20 protein-coding genes are annotated in these 15,358 nt (G+C 36.1%); all 20 read left to right on the forward strand.

Going from position 1 to position 15,358, the window contains the following annotated elements; genetic code table 11:
* The first annotated feature begins 95 nt into the window (after positions 1–95).
* The 20 genes from AAGD93_RS02000 to AAGD93_RS02095 all read left to right on the forward strand — a co-directional run bounded on the left by AAGD93_RS02000 (position 96) and on the right by AAGD93_RS02095 (position 15,356).
* Entirely contained in the window at positions 96–578 is a 483-nt protein-coding gene (locus AAGD93_RS02000; protein ID WP_155968600.1) for a hypothetical protein, read from the forward strand.
* An 18-nt stretch (positions 579–596) separates the two neighbouring features.
* Positions 597–2,081: an ankyrin repeat domain-containing protein gene (locus AAGD93_RS02005; protein WP_341819711.1), complete on the forward strand. Its 1,485-nt coding sequence runs from the start codon at positions 597–599 to the stop codon at positions 2,079–2,081.
* On the forward strand, positions 2,078–3,904 hold the full coding sequence (locus AAGD93_RS02010; protein ID WP_341819712.1) for a phage terminase large subunit family protein: 1,827 nt from the start codon (positions 2,078–2,080) through the stop codon (positions 3,902–3,904). The genes AAGD93_RS02005 and AAGD93_RS02010 overlap by 4 nt, the downstream gene beginning before the upstream one ends.
* Complete coding sequence (locus AAGD93_RS02015) at positions 3,897–4,112, forward strand: gpW family protein (protein WP_253308973.1); 216 nt, start codon at positions 3,897–3,899, stop codon at positions 4,110–4,112. The genes AAGD93_RS02010 and AAGD93_RS02015 overlap by 8 nt, the downstream gene beginning before the upstream one ends.
* Positions 4,113–4,138: 26 nt before the next feature.
* Positions 4,139–5,170 carry a YhcG family protein gene (locus AAGD93_RS02020; protein ID WP_265017730.1) on the forward strand — a complete coding sequence of 344 codons (1,032 nt, stop codon included), beginning with the start codon at positions 4,139–4,141 and terminating at the stop codon, positions 5,168–5,170.
* On the forward strand, positions 5,170–6,576 hold the full coding sequence (locus AAGD93_RS02025; RefSeq protein ID WP_341811081.1) for a phage portal protein: 1,407 nt from the start codon (positions 5,170–5,172) through the stop codon (positions 6,574–6,576). Before AAGD93_RS02020 ends, AAGD93_RS02025 begins: the two co-directional genes overlap by 1 nt.
* Positions 6,576–7,610, forward strand: coding sequence for a S49 family peptidase (locus AAGD93_RS02030; RefSeq protein ID WP_341819890.1), 1,035 nt, complete (start codon positions 6,576–6,578; stop codon positions 7,608–7,610). The genes AAGD93_RS02025 and AAGD93_RS02030 overlap by 1 nt, the downstream gene beginning before the upstream one ends.
* 67 nt (positions 7,611–7,677) lie before the next feature.
* Positions 7,678–8,052: a head decoration protein gene (locus AAGD93_RS02035; protein WP_341819713.1), complete on the forward strand. Its 375-nt coding sequence runs from the start codon at positions 7,678–7,680 to the stop codon at positions 8,050–8,052.
* A 32-nt stretch (positions 8,053–8,084) separates the two neighbouring features.
* Positions 8,085–9,089 (forward strand): major capsid protein, encoded by a 1,005-nt coding sequence (locus tag AAGD93_RS02040; protein ID WP_341819714.1) that lies wholly within the window; start codon positions 8,085–8,087, stop codon positions 9,087–9,089.
* Between the two features lie 96 nt (positions 9,090–9,185).
* The gene (locus tag AAGD93_RS02045) at positions 9,186–9,491 is read left to right on the forward strand and encodes a hypothetical protein (protein WP_264328535.1); all 306 of its coding nucleotides are present in this window, start codon (positions 9,186–9,188) and stop codon (positions 9,489–9,491) included.
* A 1-nt stretch (position 9,492) separates the two neighbouring features.
* Positions 9,493–9,993, forward strand: coding sequence for a phage tail protein (locus tag AAGD93_RS02050; RefSeq protein ID WP_264328536.1), 501 nt, complete (start codon positions 9,493–9,495; stop codon positions 9,991–9,993).
* Positions 9,990–10,463 carry a hypothetical protein gene (locus AAGD93_RS02055; RefSeq protein ID WP_264328537.1) on the forward strand — a complete coding sequence of 158 codons (474 nt, stop codon included), beginning with the start codon at positions 9,990–9,992 and terminating at the stop codon, positions 10,461–10,463. Before AAGD93_RS02050 ends, AAGD93_RS02055 begins: the two co-directional genes overlap by 4 nt.
* Positions 10,450–10,914, forward strand: coding sequence for a phage baseplate assembly protein V (locus AAGD93_RS02060; protein WP_264328538.1), 465 nt, complete (start codon positions 10,450–10,452; stop codon positions 10,912–10,914). Before AAGD93_RS02055 ends, AAGD93_RS02060 begins: the two co-directional genes overlap by 14 nt.
* Positions 10,915–10,919: 5 nt before the next feature.
* The gene (locus tag AAGD93_RS02065) at positions 10,920–11,174 is read left to right on the forward strand and encodes a PAAR domain-containing protein (RefSeq protein ID WP_065095513.1); all 255 of its coding nucleotides are present in this window, start codon (positions 10,920–10,922) and stop codon (positions 11,172–11,174) included.
* Between the two features lie 21 nt (positions 11,175–11,195).
* Positions 11,196–11,531 carry a GPW/gp25 family protein gene (locus tag AAGD93_RS02070; protein ID WP_065095512.1) on the forward strand — a complete coding sequence of 112 codons (336 nt, stop codon included), beginning with the start codon at positions 11,196–11,198 and terminating at the stop codon, positions 11,529–11,531.
* 2 nt (positions 11,532–11,533) lie between these two features.
* Positions 11,534–12,328 carry a baseplate J/gp47 family protein gene (locus tag AAGD93_RS02075; protein WP_341819715.1) on the forward strand — a complete coding sequence of 265 codons (795 nt, stop codon included), beginning with the start codon at positions 11,534–11,536 and terminating at the stop codon, positions 12,326–12,328.
* On the forward strand, positions 12,328–13,488 hold the full coding sequence (locus tag AAGD93_RS02080) for a phage tail protein (RefSeq protein WP_341819716.1): 1,161 nt from the start codon (positions 12,328–12,330) through the stop codon (positions 13,486–13,488). The genes AAGD93_RS02075 and AAGD93_RS02080 overlap by 1 nt, the downstream gene beginning before the upstream one ends.
* Positions 13,489–13,672: 184 nt before the next feature.
* The gene (locus AAGD93_RS02085) at positions 13,673–14,398 is read left to right on the forward strand and encodes an ankyrin repeat domain-containing protein (RefSeq protein ID WP_264329719.1); all 726 of its coding nucleotides are present in this window, start codon (positions 13,673–13,675) and stop codon (positions 14,396–14,398) included.
* A 33-nt stretch (positions 14,399–14,431) separates the two neighbouring features.
* A complete protein-coding gene (locus tag AAGD93_RS02090) occupies positions 14,432–14,920 on the forward strand; it encodes an ankyrin repeat domain-containing protein (protein ID WP_341819717.1) in 489 nt (162 codons plus the stop codon).
* Positions 14,921–14,924: 4 nt separating this feature from the next.
* A complete protein-coding gene (locus AAGD93_RS02095) occupies positions 14,925–15,356 on the forward strand; it encodes a DUF2924 domain-containing protein (protein WP_341819718.1) in 432 nt (143 codons plus the stop codon).
* Positions 15,357–15,358: the final 2 nt, after the last annotated feature.

Genomic DNA, 15,358 nt, shown 5'->3' on the forward strand with positions numbered 1-15,358 from the left:
CAAGTATAAACAGGTAGGGAATTGCTGATACTGGCAAAACCTTTTCAGAGATTCAAGAAGAAAATTCGTAGAAACAAGAGAGAGGAGAAAAAAAAGTGAAAATCACACAAACAGAATGGGCAAGAGAGATAGGAGTATCAAAGCAATATGTCTGTTATTTAGTAAAAAAAGGAATAGTTGAGTTGGAGGATGGTTTGATCAATAGAGAACAAGCAAATGAAGCGGTGGCAGCAATAAGAGATCCAAGTCAGCCACTTAGGAGGAAAAATCCAGAAAACGAAAATACAAATAACCTTTCTACAATGTTGCTAAAAACGCGAATAAAAAATGAAATGGAGCGAGGAAGGTTGCTAGAAGCAAAGGCAAAAGCTGAAATAGGAGAACTTGTAGCAGTAGAGGAAGTAAAAAGTGAGGCATTTAACGTAGCAAGAGTTGTACGTAATAATTTGCTTAATATTCCAAATAGAGTTTCAGCACTGCTTGCATCACTGAGTGACACTGAAAAAATTCACGAGACGCTAACTGAAGAGATTACAAACTCACTTGAAGAATTATCTAACGCTAAATTTAAAATATAAAAAGATTTTGAATACAAAATGGCTGATAACTTAAGTTTAGAGTTAATAAAGTGTTTAATCAATCAACCTGGATTAGATGTTAATGTCAGAGGGTTAAACGGAAAAACTCCACTGCATTGCGCTATAGAGTTTGATGAATTAAGCATGGTAGATTTGTTACTCACGAAGAAGAACATTAATCCTTTTGTGGAAGATAATGAAGGTAAAACATCTCTTGATTACGCCAAAGAAGGGAAAAAAGCAGAAATATTACAAGCACTAATTAATAACAAGTACGGGTCAGAACAAGATAGCTTACTTCATTTAGCTGCAATGATAGGTGAAATTAATGCAGTGAGATATTTGATCAGAAAAGGTATTGACGTTAATGTACGAAATGCTTTGCATCATACGCCATTACATCTAGCAGCAGGGATAGGACATGCAGAAGTTGTAAAGATTTTGATAAGAGAAGGAAAAGCTGAAATAGATGTCTTTGATGCACGAAATCAGACACCAATGCACTATGCAGTTAATAATAAAAAGTTGGAGATAGTAAAGTTACTGCTGAAGCTTGGAGCAGATGTGAATAGTGCACGCATGGGACAAAACTCAATGAAATTGTCACCTGTGCATATAGCTGTAAGTAATACTAATTACGATGAAAGAGACTTATGTCTTGATATCCTCAAATCCTTAATAAAGGAGCCTAATGCTCAAGTCAATTTGCAAGACTATGAAAATAAAACACCACTACATTACGCTGAAAGACTTAAAACAATAGAAGTTTTACTAACGCGAGAAGATATAGACCCTCTGGTAAAAGACGATAGCGGTAAAACACCATTTGATTACGCTAAACCTGAGATAAAGAAGGCTTTGATGAGTAATAAATACGGTTCTGAAAAGAATAGTCTACTCCATTTAGCTGCACAAAGAGGAGAAATTGAGATTGTAGATGCAATTTTAAAAGAAGAAATCAATATTGATATTGTAAATAATAAAGGTCTATCACCGATTTATCTTGCTGCAGAAAAAGGGCATTTACATGTAGTAAAGTTATTGCTGAAAAAAGGAGCAAATTATACACCTGTTTTGCACTTAGCAATCAAATCAAACAATTTAGAGTTATTTAAAGTTTTGTTTACTGAAAAAAATGGGTCTTTGCTCTGCAGAGATACCGTTGTTAATTTTCCAACCCTTCATAATAAATATATAGCACAGAGAGAAATAGCAGATAAAAGGACGAAAAAACACAATAATATTATCTGCATCTATACTACAGTCAGCGCAATAGCAGTAGCAGTATATATAGGGTTGATAACAACAACAATAAGCAGTGCAATCATTTTTGCAACAATAACAGGGGTATTTGCGCTTGTTATAGCAATAATGATAAGTGAGATGAGCAAAAGATATATAGAAAACGAATTTCAGAAAAAGATGTTTATGGAATTGGAGGAGTGTAGTTCTACTGTTAATGATGTTGAGATAGAACCAGTTATGAGTAGATGCAGACAATGATATACGCTACATCTTTTTCTGAAGGTTTAAGGCCAGATCCGCAGCTTAAAGTATCAGAGTGGGCGAATGAGTATCGAGTTTTAGCACCAACTGCAGCATCAGAGCCAGGAAAATGGAGAACAGAAAGAACCCCTTATCTGAAAGAAATCATGGATTCACTATCTCCATCTTCACCTGCAGAAAAAGTAGTATTCATGAAAGGAGCACAGATTGGAGGAACAGAAGCTGGTAACAATTGGATTGGCTATATCATAGATCAAACACCAGGTCCAATGTTAGTAGTACAGCCGACAGTTGAAATGGGAAAACGTTGGTCAAAGGGAAGATTTGCACCGTTAATAGAGAGTACGCCATGTTTAAAAAGTAAAGTAAAAGACCCAAGGTCAAGAGATTCAGGCAATACTGTACAAAGTAAGGAGTTTCCAGGTGGAATAGTTGTGATTACTGGAGCAAACAGCAGTGTAGGTCTCAGGTCTATGCCAGTAAAATATCTCTTTCTTGATGAAATAGATGCCTATCCAGGAGATTCAGGAGGAGAAGGAGATCCAGTACTGCTTAGTATTGCTCGAACTAATACATTTGCACGGCGAAAGATTTTTTTAGTATCAACACCAACGATTCATGGAATAAGCAGAATTGAGAAAGAATTTGAAGCTACAGATAAGAGATATTTTTTTGTACCATGTCCGCATTGTAATTACTATCAAGTTCTAAAGTGGTCACAAATAAAATGGGAAGATAAAAATCCAAATACAGCACACTATATATGTATAGAATGTGGTGAAAAGATAGAAAATCATCAAAAGACAGAGATGCTAAACCGTGGAGAATGGAGGCCTACTAATCCAATGAAAGGTGAGAAAAAAGGATTTCATCTTTCAAGTCTTTATAGTCCAGTTGGCTGGTATAGTTGGCAACAAGCAGTAGAAGATTTTCTTCATGCAAAAGAAAGTGAACAATTACTGAAGGTTTGGATAAATACCACTTTAGGAGAAACCTGGGTAGATAAAGGAGAAGTACCAGATTGGAAGCAATTATTTAACAGAAGAGAATTTTATCAAATTGGCACAGTACCAAAAGGCGAAGTAGTTCTCACAGCAGGTGTTGATGTACAAAAAGATCGTTTAGAAGTAGAAGTCGTAGCATGGGGAAAAAGTCGTGAAAGTTGGTCAATAGACTACCTAGTATTTGAAGGTGATACAGGAGGTGGAGAAGTATGGAAAAAGCTTTCAGAGTTACTCAATCATCATTTTATCGGTGAAAATGGTCTTGAATACATGATAAGCATGATGGCGGTTGATGCAGGGTATGCGACACAAGAAGTATACAACTGGGTAAGAGGTCATCAGGGCTCTGGAAGAGTAATGGCAGTAAAAGGTGTAAATAAAGCTCTAGTACCACTTAGTAGCCCAAGTAGAGTTGATATAACAGTTGGTGGTCAAAAGCTGAAAAGAGGAATAAAGCTCTGGCCAGTAGGAGTATCGATATTAAAGTCAGAGCTTTTTCAATTACTTAATATTTTAAAAGATGGTGAAGAAACACCGCCAGGATATTGTCATTTTCCTGAGTATGCACCTGAATATTTTAAGCAGCTAACGGCAGAGCAATTAGTCAGCAGAGTAGTAAAAGGATACACTAAACAAGAGTGGCAGAAGGTAAGAGAAAGAAATGAAGTACTAGATTGCCGAATTTATGCGAGAGCAGCATCTATTGCACTTGGAATTGATCGTTGGCCAGAGAGTAAATGGAATAGTTTGAGTGGAAAAATAGAAAGTAAAAAACCTAAAAAAGTAAGACAGAGTAAGTGGTTGGAAAATGTATAACGAAGAGTATTTAGTTCAAGTCGAAGAAGCGATAAAGAAGCTGCAAAACGGAGAGCGAGTAGTATCAATTGCATATGGTGACCATGTTGTGAGATATGCTGAAGTTCAGATAAATGACTTGCTAAGCTTAAGACAACGTATTAAAGCTGAACTGAAAACCGTAGCCAAAAGAAAGATTATTTTTTCAACGAGTAAAGGGATCATATAATGATAAAAATCGTTGAAAGGAACCGTATGACAAAAATTATAGCAAAAGAATATACAGAATTTTTAGAGCAGCTCAAAGAACAGATTGCTACTAGTCGTTATAAAGCAGCACTAGCAGTAAATAGCAAGCTTATTGTGCTTTACCACCATATTGGTACAGAGATCTTAAAGCGGCAAAAAGAACATGGCTGGGGTGCAAAGATCATTGATCAACTCAGTCGTGATTTAAGAGATGCTTTTCCTGACATGAAGGGATTTAGCATTCAAAATCTAAAATATATGAGGAGATTTGCAGAAGAATATAGAGAAAACGAGATTCGTCAACAAGCTGTTGACCAATTACCTTGGGGACACAATATCGTAATAATGTACGAAATAAAAAATAAAGAGGAAAGATTTTGGTATATTAAAAAATCATGTGAATGCGGATGGTCTCGGAATATCTTATCCATGCAAATTGAAACAAACTTGTATAAACGCGAAGGAAAAGCAATCACAAATTTTGGTGATAAGCTTCCGTCACCTCAATCAGATTTAGCGCAGCAAACACTGAAGAATCCTTATGTATTTGATTTTTTGAGTCTTGGTAAGAAAGCTCATGAACGGGAGGTAGAAAAAGCTCTTGTAGCTCACATAGAACGTTTTCTTTTAGAGCTTGGTGAAGGGTTTGCATTTTTAGGAAGGCAGTACCATTTAAGGGTTGGAGACAGAGATTTCTATTTGGACTTGCTCTTTTATCATATTAAGCTTCGCTGCTATATTGTAATTGAGTTAAAGGCAGGTAAATTTAGGCCAGAGTATACTGGAAAGATGAATTTTTATCTCTCAGCAGTTGACGATTTATTAAGACAATCAGGTGATAATCCATCAATTGGTCTTATTCTCTACCGCTCTAAAGTTGGTGTTATAGCCGAGTACGCATTACGTGATATAAATAAACCGATAGGCCTTGCTGAATATCGAATAACTGAAAACCTACCAGAAGAGATAAAAACAGCGCTACCAACAATAGAAGAGCTAGAGGCTGAATTATTGAAAATTTCAGATAAGGAAAAGTAATGCTATTAAAATCGTTCAAACAACTATTTAGTAAGCCAAAAATCAAAAGTTCAGCCTGGGATGGAGCAGGTTCAGGAAGAAGATTTTTTCACTTTCAACCAGAGTTAGGAAGTATAAATAGCCTACTTTCTCAAAGCCTTGAGCACTTGCGTAGTAGATCACGTGATATGGTGAGAAAAAATCCATATGCAGCAAATATCATTGATACGATAGTAAGTAACTCTATTGGAACAGGAATAAAACCACAATCAAAAGCAAGAGATGGAGAATTTCGAAAGAAGGTGCAAGAATTATGGCTAAGATGGACAGATGAAGCAGACAGTAACGGAATAAGTGATTTTTATGGATTACAAGCTCTAGTATGCAGAAGTATGATAGAGGGAGGAGAATGTTTTGTACGTTTAAGAACAAGAAAGCTAGAGGATAGATTTTCTGTACCTCTGCAATTGCAAGTACTTGAGTCTGAACATTTAGACAATAAAACAAATCAAACTTTAGCAAATGGTAATGTAATAAGAAACGGGATTGAGTTTAACAAGCTTGGGCAAAGAGAGGCATATTACTTATTTAGAGAACATCCAGGCGAAGGCTCATTTGGAGAATCAGTGAGAGTACCAGCAAACGATGTTTTACATATCTATAAACCACTAAGACCTGGGCAAATTAGAGGAGAGCCATGGCTTTCTAATATACTACTAAAGCTCTATGAGCTTGATCAATACGATGATGCGGAGCTGGTGAGAAAAAAGACAGCAGCGATGTTTGCAGGGTTTATTACAAGGCTCGATCCTGAAGCAAATATTTTAGGAGAAGGTGAAAGTAATGAGCAAGGAGTAGCACTATCAGGTTTAGAGCCTGGAACAATGCAGCTTTTAGACCCAGGAGAGGACATAAAATTTTCAGAGCCATCAGATGTTGGAGGAAGTTATGAAGCATTCATGAGACAGCAACTGAGGGCAATAGCAATAGGTACAGGAATAACATATGAGCAGCTAACAGGAGATTTAACAGGTGTTAATTATTCATCCATTCGAGCAGGGCTGATAGAGTTTCGCAGAAGGTGTGCAATGTTACAGCATAACGTGATAGTGTTCCAGTTTTGTAGACCTATTTGGAATAGATGGCTGGAATTAGCAGTACTGTGTGGAGAACTCCGTATAGATGAAAAAGTAGTAAAAGCAGCGAAAGAAGAAGTAAAATGGATACCACAGGGATTTGATTGGGTGGATCCACTGAAAGATCAGCAAGCACAGCAAATGGCAGTAAGAAATGGCTTCAAAAGTCGATCAGAGGTAGTATCAGAAATGGGTTATGATGTAGAAGAAATTGATCAAGAAATAGCAGAAGATCAAAAGCGTGCAAATAGTCTCAACTTAATGTTTGACTCTGATTGTAAAGGGTTATGATGCTCTTAGGAAAAGCATTAATGCTTGAACCAAGGAGTTTTGAGCTACTATCGCTATACAAAGAAAAACAGCCAATTTTCAAAAATCTAAAGCACTCCATCAAAAGTAACGTAGAAAGAACTGCAATTATAGCAATACATGGAATCTTGACAAAAAAGTCAGAAGCTTTTGATGAAATGCTCGGAATGACATCATATAATCAAATAGAAGTACAAATTACACAAGCAATAGAAGATAGTGATATAGAAACAATCCTGTTGGATATAGACAGTCCAGGAGGAGAAGTAAACGGTATATTTGACCTAGTTGATTTTATTTATGAATCAAGAGCAAAAAAGAGGATAATAGCGATAGCAAATGATGATGCATATTCTGCTGCATACGCTATAGCCTCTAGCGCTGAGAAGGTATTTGTGAGCAGAACCTCAGGAGTAGGAAGTATTGGAGTAATAGCAAGTCATATAGATCAAAGTGGATTTAATGAAAAATGTGGAATAAAATATACCACAGTATTTGCAGGAAGTAGAAAAAATGATTTAAACCCGCATGAGCCAATGACATCTGAAAGTCTGGAAAGCTTACAAAAAGAAGTAGACCGACTATATGAAATGTTTGTGCAGCTGATAGCAAGGAACAGAGGTCTTTCAATTGAAAAGATTCGATCAACAGAGGCAGGGCTATATTTTGGGGAGAAAGCAGTAGAAATAGGCCTTGCAGACGGAATGACAATTCTTTCATCTATTAATAAAAACAGGAGTATTACTATGAATGAACAAACTACAAATGACCTAGAAACTGATAATTTAACCAAGTATCGTACTGAAGTTCTTGAATTAATACGTTTATGTAATTTATCGAAGATGCCAGAAAAGATAGGAGAATTTATTGAGCAAAGCGTAAGTGTTGAGCAAGCCAGGGAAGTTTTAATGGAACTGCTAGCAGAGCGAACGAAGAAGACAGAAATACTGAGTGCAATACCACAGAATTCAGGAGAAGATTTAATGATACAGGTAGCAAGAAGTCGTAGGAGTTAAAGTATTTTTATAACCGCCGTATATAGCATTGATAAAAGCGGCGGTAAGTAGTTAAGGAGAGAAATTTATGAGTTGTATAATCGAACAAAATAATCTAGGTGACTTATTAAAGTATGAGGCATCAAGTCTATATTCAAGAGACCAAATAACTGTAGCGAAAGGTCAAAATATTAAACTTGGTACAGTAGTTGCCAAGAAGACAGATGATGGTTTTATTAGAGTGCTGAACCCCACTGGAACAGACGGCACACAAACAGCAGTAGGAGTAATTACAACCGATATACATAGCAAAGATTCTGATATGAAAGGAGTAATTATTACTCGCAGTGCAATGCTAGCAGATCATGCAGTTGTGTGGCCAGCAAATATCACTGAAGAGCAGAAAGCTGCAGCAATAAAGCAACTTGAAGCACGAGGGATCATTGTCCGCAAGGGAATTTAACTAAAATTAATAGGAAAAAAAGGAGAGAAAAAATGCAAAATCCATTTACAAATACAGCATTTAGCATGACGGCACTAACAAATGCGATGAATATATTGCCGATAAATTATGGACGAGTTGAAAATTTAAATTTGTTTCCAAGTAGGTCAGTAAGATTTAGACATATTACCATAGAAGAACACAACGGAGTATTGAGTTTATTACCAACGCAAGTACCAGGGGAGCCAGCAACAGTAGGAAAAAGAGGAAAAAGAAAGGTAAGAACATTTACGATTCCACATATTCCACATGATGATGTAGTGTTACCAGAGGAAGTACAGGGAATAAGGGCATTTGGATCAGAGAGTGAACTTAAAGCGCTGGCAGATGTAATAACTGATCATTTGCAGCTAATGAGAAACAAACATGCGATAACATTAGAACATTTGCGGATGGGAGCGCTGAAAGGAATAATTTTAGATGCTGATGGCAGTGAATTATTAAATCTGTACAACGAATTTGAAATCACACCAAAAGTAGTAAATTTTGCACTAGGAACAGCAACAACAGATGTAAAACGTAAGTGTCTGGAAGTACTCCGGCATATAGAAGATAATCTAAGTGGTGAATATATGACAGGAGTTCATGCCTTGGTAAGCCCTGAGTTTTTTGATGCACTAACTTCTCATGCTAAAGTAAAAGAAGCATATGAAAGATGGCAAGAAGGAGCAGCGCTAAGGAACGATATGAGATCAGGATTTACGTTTTGTGGAATAACATTTGAGGAATACAGAGGACAAGCAACTGATCCTGAAGGAACGGTGAGAAGATTTATTGAGAAAGATACAGGGCACTGTTTTCCACTAGGAACAGCAAGTACATTTACAACATATTTTGCACCAGCAGATTTTAATGAGACAGTAAATACTCTTGGACAGCCACTATATGCAAAACAAGAACCAAGGAGGTTTGATAGAGGAACAGATTTACATACGCAGTCAAATCCATTGCCAATGTGCCATAGACCTGGCGTATTAGTAAAAGTCGCTATAGCTTAACATACTGGTAGAGTAATTACAAGTTGGTGAGGCACAGAAAGACTCTACCGGTATGCGCTTTCTTAGCATGTAAAGGTTAGTATATCAAAAAGAAATATGCAAGAGAATATTAAGCGATTATTAGAAGATTGTTTTGCCCATTTAGGAGAAGTAGCTTTGTATGAGTCGAAAAATAAGGCGTACATGGTACAAGTATTAAAGCAACAGCCAGATAAATTATACGAGATTGGTGAAGGACAATTTGTGGAAGAAACTTTAGCGTTAGAAGTAAGTGCGTTTGATGTGTTAAAGCCAATAGTGGGAGATGTTTTTGTTATAGGTGATCGAAGATATAAAGTACACTCACCGCCACTTAGAGACAAGTCTGGAATAACGTGGAAAATAAAAGCGTCTGGGGTGTAAAATGTCTGTTCATATAGAAGTTGAGGTAATAGAAAGTGTAAATGCTAAAAGAAGAAAAGTAGAATTAGCAACGGTAAAGGCATTAAACAAAACGGCACTATGGTTAAAAGCGCAAGCAGCTAAGGAAATCAGTGAGGAAAAGAAGATAAAATTAAGTTTGATAAGAAAGAGATTAAGAATTTTTAAGGCGAAAACTAGCAGATTAGACGTGTTAATTAGAGCAAATCTCTATGACATTAGAGCATCGACAATTGGTAAAATACAAAAAACAAGAAGGGGATCGAAAGTAGGAAAGCACCAATTTATAGGAGGATTTGCAGCAGTTATGCCAAAAGGAAATAGCGGTATTTTTAAACGTGAAGGAAGAGCAGCATTGCCAATAAAGGAAGTTAAATTGTCACTGAAACCAGAGGCTTCAAGGATAATAGGGAGTCTTGTTAATTATGAGGTTGAGAAAGTCTTTACAAAATTTTTTGAACGTCAATTGAGCTATAAAGGATGAATTTGAAAGATTTACATGATAAAATTTGTACCACGCTGAAGAAAGAAATTTCTGCGATACAAACATGCGAAGTATATCCAGCAATAAGGAAAGAATTAGTAGCACCGGCAGTATTTGTGGAACTTAGTGGCTTTGAAAAAGGACATGATCCAGGAACAGAAGAATTAGCGCTGAAAGCAAGATTTGAGGCACGAATTGTGATTGATAGCACAATAGAAAATGCAGCTATTATTGTCAGATCTTTAGCTAGCGAAGTTGCAAAAGTAGTAAATAAAAATACTTGGAATGTGGAAAATGTTTCGCCAGGAGAATTTATATCAGGAGGAGGAGATGATTTTAGGCCAGAGCTTGATGCATATTTAGTGTGGTTAGTAGAGTGGACTCATGAAGTGCATGCGGGTAAATCAGTATGGTCAACTGGCATAATGCCACATGTTATTGATATAGGTGAAGTGCATGTTAGACCATAGTTTTGCAATTTCAGAGCTAAATAGAAAAGTAGCGAATATCATTCGTATAGGAGTTGTAAAAGAAATAGATTATGAAAAAGCAAAAGTAAGAGTAAAAATAGGTGAACTTTTAACAGATTTTCTTCCATGGATAACTTCTAGAGCAGGAGAGGAAAGAAGCTGGCTACCACCAAGCATAAATGAACAGGTAGTAATATTGTCACCATTGGGAGAGTTATCATTAGGAGTAGTACTAGCTGGAATATATCAACAGAAGTATGCTGCACCAGAGAATAAAAAGGAAATAAATAGTGTAAAATTTCAGGATGGGACAAAGTTTACATATGATAAAGGGAAGCATCATTTAGAGATTGAAGTAGTGGACAAAATAACACTGAAGGCTGGGGAATCGAGTATAGAAATGACAAAAGATAGTATTAAATTAAAAGCAAGAAGAGTAGATTTAAATTGATATATATGAGTAAAGCAGTTGTTTGCATAGGAGATCATTGTACAGGTATGCCGATTCATGTCTGTGTGAGCGGGAGTGAAGATGTATTTGTTAATGGTAGACCTGCTTGTCGTAAGGGTGATATCTTGAGTATTGGGGAAACACTAACGCAAGGATCAAACAACGTATTTGTAAATGGTATTGGTGTAGCGAGAACAGGTGATGTGGCATCCTGTAGTTTTCAAATAGTAAGTAAAAATCAAAGTGTGTTTTCAAAATAAAAAAATTAAAATAGTCGAAAAATGAAAGGAATGGACGCTAAAACAGGTAAAGAATTAGAGGGAATAGAACATCTGAAACAATCAATAATTGATATATTAACTACTCCTATTAACAGTAGAATAATGAGGAGAGATTATGGCTCAAGATTATTTGAATTGGTGGATAAGCCAATAAATAGAGATTTAACACTTGAGATATATGCAGCAACTGCAGAAGCTTTGGAAAAATGGGAAAAGAGATTTAAGTTAGAAAAAGTAAAAGTTGAAGGAGTAAAAGAAGGGAGAGTAACATTGAATTTAGAAGGTGTCTATCTTTCAGAAGGTAAGTTCATAAATATTAATGGAGTAGTTGTTTAAAAATGCAGCAGCCAAATATTATCGAACCACTGAACTTTGAGGAAATCTTTTCACGAATGAAAGAAGAGTTAGTGCGTAGAGATGAAACCTTTTCAGCATTAGTAGAATCCGATCCAGCAATGAAAATTCTGGAAGTAGCAGCATGGCGAGAACTTTTGCTTAGAGAAAGAATAAATGAAGCAGTAAAGAGTAATTTATTTAAATTTGCGATAGGAGAAGATCTTGATAACTTAGCTGAGTTTTATGGAGTGGAGAGGCAGAAAGAAGAAGAGGATGAAAGATTTGGAAAGAGGGTAAAAGCAAAAATAGTAGGTTGGAGCACTGGAGGAAGCAAAGAGCATTATCGATATCACGCACTATCAGCAGATAGTAGAGTAAAGGATGCATTAGTAGAATCACCTATACCAGGGAAAGTACAGATCTCGATTTTATCAACACAATTATCCACAACTGGCATGGCGTTAGAAGAGCTACTTGAAATTGTAAAAAAGCAGGTTACTAGAGATGATATAAGAGTTTTAACCGATACAGTAACAGTAATTGGCTGCAATATTATGGAAATAGATATCCACAGCAGAATGAGCACGAATTATATAACATCAGAGGAAGAAATCAAGAAGCAGTTTATTAAGAAGTTTGAAGCAAGTAAAAGGTTGGGATGGAACGTTACAAAATCTTGGATAATAGCGAATTTATTTGTAGATGGTGTAGAAAACGTGGAATTAATCGAGCCAAAAGAGGATGTTGTGGTGCTAGGTAATGAGTGTGCAAGTTTGAGAAATTTAAAGGTTGAGTAATGTTACTGCCACCAAATGCAACCAAACAAGAAAAAGCGCTAGTAGAAGCAATCGACTACAAAGTTAATCCAAGTTGCATCAAGGAATTTAAATTTAGTCTTAAAGATGAAATACTGCAGTGGATAATAGAAGAATATGGTTTAGAAGAGATACTGCGTTGGGTAAAAAATAAAAGAAGAGCTATAGTAGAAGGAGTAAAATTTCAGCGTTTAAGAGGAACCCCAGCATCACTCAAAATAGCGCTCAAATGGGCAAATATAGAAGACATTACAATTATCGAAGAACCACCTGGTAAACATTTTTTCGAGTTGCAAATAGGAATAAGAGATGTTCCAAATGACTTTTTTGTAGATGCAGTAGTAGAACTAGCAAAACTATCATTGCCAGCAAGATCGAGGCTAATGAGGATTTTTAACGATTATTATAATGCGCAGAGATTTATATTGGATGAGAGTTTATTTGGAGATCTTCTTTCTGACTATTCAGGGGTAAAAATAGAAAAAGATGGACCAGTACTGTCATTTGGTCGGAAGAACGCATTTGAGCTAAAAATCTTAAATCCAAGTTTTAAGTTTAGTACTTTTCGTGTTCATTATGAGCAAGCATTAAGTAATGATCTGTATAGGCTAGATGTAGCAATACTTGGAGAAACCGAACCTCACACAAAGAATTATAACGGTATTTATGAAAGAAATCATGTGTGGTATAACTTCAAAGCGCTATATCCGCTACCACAGAGCTTATTACCGGCAATTAAGTTTGCGAAAGCGCAAGTTATATTATCGGATAGTTGGGATTTAGGAGACATAAATGCGTGCTTTCCAGTTAGTAGCGTAGAAGAAAGAGGAAATAAATTTGTATTGGGAAGTAGCAAACTATCTGAAGAACTGTGGAATTTAAAATACAAGCCAATTTTAGAAAGATTTTTTGCCGTTCACCACTATCAAGTAAAGAATTTCTCTACCCCCAAAATAATAAGATTTAGCGTAGCAGAACACTACATTCATTTTGAAAACGAATTGGATTCAAAGCAAAAGGATGCAATACAGGAGTTAGAAAATTACATTTTAGTGTTTTACCCAGGTGTACTAACATGGCACGAACATCGACATTTGAACAGAAGTTGGAAAAATAGCCAAGTAATATCTATAATAAGTTAAGTACTTATATTTATATCCTCATATATTATATTAATAATAGGTTAAAGTGTATGAAATAAACAGAAAAAGACTTGCTTTTTCATGCCAAAACGCACATAACTTAAATAGTAGCAAGTAAACAAAAAAAATTGATCTTGCACTAAAGAGAGCCAAATTGGCGTATGTTTTTATAGTGAGGTATGTAATGAGGTTTAGCAAGGAAAAGAGAGAAGCTTTTAATAAGTCATTTTATGAATTATTAGAGAACTCGTTTAAGAATATTAATGAAAAAGATGAAAAAGGGGAAACAGTATTGCACCATGCAGTAGAAATCTCCGATTGCAAAACAGTGAAGTTATTAATAACAAAAGGAGCGGACATCAATGCAAGAGATAAAAAGGGTTATACATCACTGCACTGCGCAGTATTTGCGAGAAGTTTAGAAAATGTAAAAGTGCTGATCAGGGGAGGAGGAGAAATAAATGCCACTAAATATATCAACGGATGTACGCCACTGCACTCTGCATGTAGGCTAGGGGCAGGTATTGCAATAATAAAAGAGCTAGTAAAAGCGGGAGCTGCAGTTAATCAACTGGATAAATATGGTGCAACACCAATGTATTATATATGGGAGAGTGAAAGGTATGGCCTATGGGATAATGGAGAGAATGAAAAGGCGAGGAAATTTCTGGGAAAGCAAGGTGGAATAACAAAAAGTAGAAAACTGACGTGCTATGGAATAGAGGGTCTAGTGGGAGAAATAGCAGATATGTTGGATAGGAGCTATTTACCTGAGTTAAAAATAATAGAGATAGAAGAAATAAGAAAGAGAGATAAGGGGCTAATAAGGGAAGAGTGTAAAAATTTAGCGAGCAAGATAATGAGCCAAGTGAATGAAATGATAGATGAGGTGGTGAGAAGGAAGGCTTAGGGGTTTAAATTTAAAGAAAAGGTGAGGTAAATTATGAGTAAAAAAGAGAAAGAGAAGTCAGCAAAAGAATTATTAGAGAACTCATGTAAAAATATTTATGAAAGAGACGAGAATGGAAGAACAGTTCTACATTATGCAGTAGACGCAAAAACAGTGAGGTTATTAGTCGAAAAAGGAGCGAATGTGAATGCAGCAGATGTGAAAGGATACACAGCACTGCACCTAGCGGTAACGGAAAAACGTCTAGAAATCGTGAGGGAATTGATAAAATCAGGAGCAGACGTAAATGCTGAGGAATATGGAAATAAATGCATACCTCTACACCTTGCGTGCATGGTAGGAGAAAAAGAAATAGTGGAGGAGCTGGTAAAAGCTGGAGGAGAAATAGAACAAGAGGATGAATGTGGGATGACAGCAATAGATTATGCAAAAAATAGTAAAGAAGTAACTGAAGTATTGAAGAAAGAAACGGACAGAATTGAAAAGTTATTTGAACAAATAGAACCTTCTATGAGAGGCTGAAAATATGGAGGAAGAAACAGAAAAGAAAGTAATGAATTTAGAGAGAAAACCTTTGGATGAGCTGAGAAAAGTATGGAAGAAGGTATATGGAGAAGAAGCGCCTAGATACTCAAAGAAATATCTGATACCAAGATTAGCTTATAGAATGCAGGAAAAAGCGTATGGAGAAATGTCAAGAAAGGGGACAAAAAGACTAGAGTATCTGGCAGATCGGATAGAGAAGGGAAAAAGAATAAGTAGCGATAAATTACCAGTAGAAGGTACAGAATTAATACTAGAGAGAGGTGAGGAAACGCATGCGGTAATGGTAACAGATAAGGGTTTAATCTACAGAGAAGAATTTTACACATCATTATCAGCAGTAGCCGGAAAAATAATGGGAATGAGCTACAACGGACCTTTATTATTTGGGATGCGTGATAAAAATGGAAGTTGAAA

Origin of the sequence: Wolbachia endosymbiont (group A) of Brachyopa scutellaris (assembly GCF_964026995.1) — a bacterium.
Lineage (GTDB): Bacteria > Pseudomonadota > Alphaproteobacteria > Rickettsiales > Anaplasmataceae > Wolbachia > Wolbachia pipientis.